Annotated in this window: 4 protein-coding genes; 2 read left to right on the forward strand and 2 right to left on the reverse strand. The window is 30.2% G+C overall.

Annotation, left to right across the window (positions count from 1 at the left end):
- The first annotated feature begins 99 nt into the window (after positions 1 to 99).
- Complete coding sequence (locus QZZ48_RS15390; RefSeq protein WP_366755942.1) at positions 100 to 297, forward strand: hypothetical protein; 198 nt, start codon at positions 100 to 102, stop codon at positions 295 to 297.
- Positions 298 to 371: 74 nt separating this feature from the next.
- Positions 372 to 1,040, forward strand: coding sequence for an energy transducer TonB (locus QZZ48_RS15395; RefSeq protein ID WP_294967138.1), 669 nt, complete (start codon positions 372 to 374; stop codon positions 1,038 to 1,040).
- Between the two features lie 9 nt (positions 1,041 to 1,049).
- Here the strand turns inward: QZZ48_RS15395 and rd are convergent, their stop codons facing one another.
- Both rd and QZZ48_RS15405 read right to left on the reverse strand, forming a co-directional pair.
- Positions 1,050 to 1,211 carry a rubredoxin gene (gene rd, locus QZZ48_RS15400; RefSeq protein ID WP_294967139.1) on the reverse strand — a complete coding sequence of 54 codons (162 nt, stop codon included), beginning with the start codon at positions 1,209 to 1,211 and terminating at the stop codon, positions 1,050 to 1,052.
- A 9-nt stretch (positions 1,212 to 1,220) separates the two neighbouring features.
- Positions 1,221 to 2,321, reverse strand: a complete 1,101-nt coding sequence (locus tag QZZ48_RS15405; protein ID WP_294967140.1) for a hybrid sensor histidine kinase/response regulator — start codon at positions 2,319 to 2,321, stop codon at positions 1,221 to 1,223.
- Positions 2,322 to 2,476: the final 155 nt, after the last annotated feature.

Raw genomic sequence — 2,476 nt, forward strand, 5'->3', positions numbered from 1 at the left:
TTTAGACCCTAGGAGACAAAAACTGTTACCACTGGTATCGTAAAGAGGTGAAATAAGAAAACTTGTTTTACTGGTCTTGAAAAAGGGAACCATTATATTGTGGATAGTGTATCATTTATGGCTCAACTTAAAGGTGTCGTAGTTGTAGCTATTTTTGCATTTAGTGTGTCTTTTATTGTGCTTTTTATCATTAACAAAATTATTAGATTTAGAGCTGAAGATGATGCTCAACTTGAAGGTATGGACGTTAACGAATGTGGTGTTGAAGCATATCCAGAATTTAAGAGAGCAATATAGTTAGATCTACTTAAAGCCCTAACAACACTGGGCTTTAATACTTATGTAACACATCATTAGTTATTATCCTACTTATGATTAGACATGGTAGTTCATTTTTCTTTTCTTTGATATTTCATGGAATTTTAGTACTTATACTTTTTTTGACATGGAAAAATATTCCATCTTTAAATAAGGTGAATTGTGATGATAAGGTTCGCATGCAACTTTGTAATATAATAGTCGAAAAACCAGTAATTAAGCCTACCCAAGAACCAAAACCCGCTAAAAAAACTAAACCTATTCCTAAAAAAATCAAAAATCAAAAAGTAAATAAAATAATAAAAAAAATACAAACAGTTAAAGAAATACCTATAGTTATGCCAGAGATAATAAAAGAAGAATTAGTAGTAGAAGAAGTTATAGAAAATAAAAGTGTTCAAATAGCAAATACTATGTTTCAAGATACAGAAGCCAAACAAGTTCGACTTGAAAAAGAGCATATCGATAAGATAATACAGCTTTTGCAAGATAACCTATATTATCCAAGAAGAGCAAGAAAAAGGGGTACAACTGGGGAGGTTATGGTTATGTTTACCCTTTCTAGAGATGCAAAACCTCACTCAATCAAAGTTCTTTCATCAAATAGTGAGATACTTAGTAATGCTGCTGTAAAGACTATCCAAGACTTATCAGGAAAATATCCTAAACCAAAAGAAGAATTGATTCTTCATATCCCAATTAATTACTCTTTGCACGAATAAAAAGATAAACTAATCTATAGGATTAAAATACTCTTTACCTGATCCACAATCAGGACAGACCCAATCCTGAGGTAAATCTTCAAATGAAGTCCCTGGAGAAATCCCGGCTTTTTCATCACCGAGAGCTGGATCATAAGCCCAGCCACAAAATACACATTTGTATTTTTTCATAGTTTATCCTTATTTAGAATTTGGTAGTTTTATACTAACAATTGTTTGATCATTTTGAGAGCTTACTTTTACACTCGCATTCATAGACTCTTTTAGTATATTGAATGCATTGTATAAACCTAACCCTACAGCATTTTTTTCTTCTTTTGAACTAACATAAGGATCAAAGATTCTATTTAGTAGAGCCTCTTCTATCCCCCCAGCATTATCATGAATCTCTATGCAGCTATTAGTATCATTTTGTTGCGTAAATATTTTAATATATTTATGCTCTTTTTCAGGGATTCTTTTAAAAGCCTCAATAGAATTAGTATAGATGCTAAGAAGAATTTTAATTATCTCATTTGGAAAGTACAATATATCCTCTTGAGCTTTTAAATCTGTTTCAAGCTTAATATGATTGGATTCAAGTCTATCTTGAATAAGAAGTATGCTCTTATTTATAGTGTCATTTATATTGTTAAGTGAAGTTGATTTTTCAATGTTTGAAATTTGACGAAATTCATCTAGTGTCTTTGATAGTTCTTGTACGGCATTATTAATGTTGTCTAGTGATTTATTTAGATTTTCTGGGGTTAGTTCATCAAACTCATAAGCGACAGCTATATTCATTGTTATAGTACTAATAAAAGAGAGGGGTTGTCTCCATTGATGTGCTAACATTTGAACAGTTTCATTAACTGCAAGTAATCTGTTTTGATTCAAAAGTAAAGCATCTTTATGAGCATTCATAAATTGACTTTCTATTCTTACTTTTAAGTTCGTGATATTTATTGGTTTGTTTAAATAGTCATTCGCTCCAGCTTGAAAACTTTTTTTGAGAGTTTCATCTGTTATGTCTGCGGTTATCATGATGATTGTGATGTGATTATAATTTTGATTTTGGCGAATAGTTTTACATGCTTCAAGACCATCAATATGAGGCATCATAACATCTAAGAGAATCATATCTATATTTTTGTTCTTTAGTGTCTCATAAGCTTGCATTGCTGATGTTGCACTACTAATGGAAGAGTATCCCTCATCCTCAAGTAAATTCGTTAGAACTAATATATTGACTTTATTATCATCTACTATTAATATGTTTTTTGTGTAAAAATCAACTTTCATAACAGTCACCTAATAAAAATATTATTAACTTATTATACTATAAATATATTTATTTGCAAAAGATGCATAATATAAATTGAAACGCCAATTCTAAAATCAAGTGCAATTTTTTGAAAGTAAGTTGAAAGATAGGATTAATCGATAATCTGCTAATC

This window comes from Sulfurimonas sp. (genome assembly GCF_016744025.1).
GTDB lineage: Bacteria > Campylobacterota > Campylobacteria > Campylobacterales > Sulfurimonadaceae > Sulfurimonas.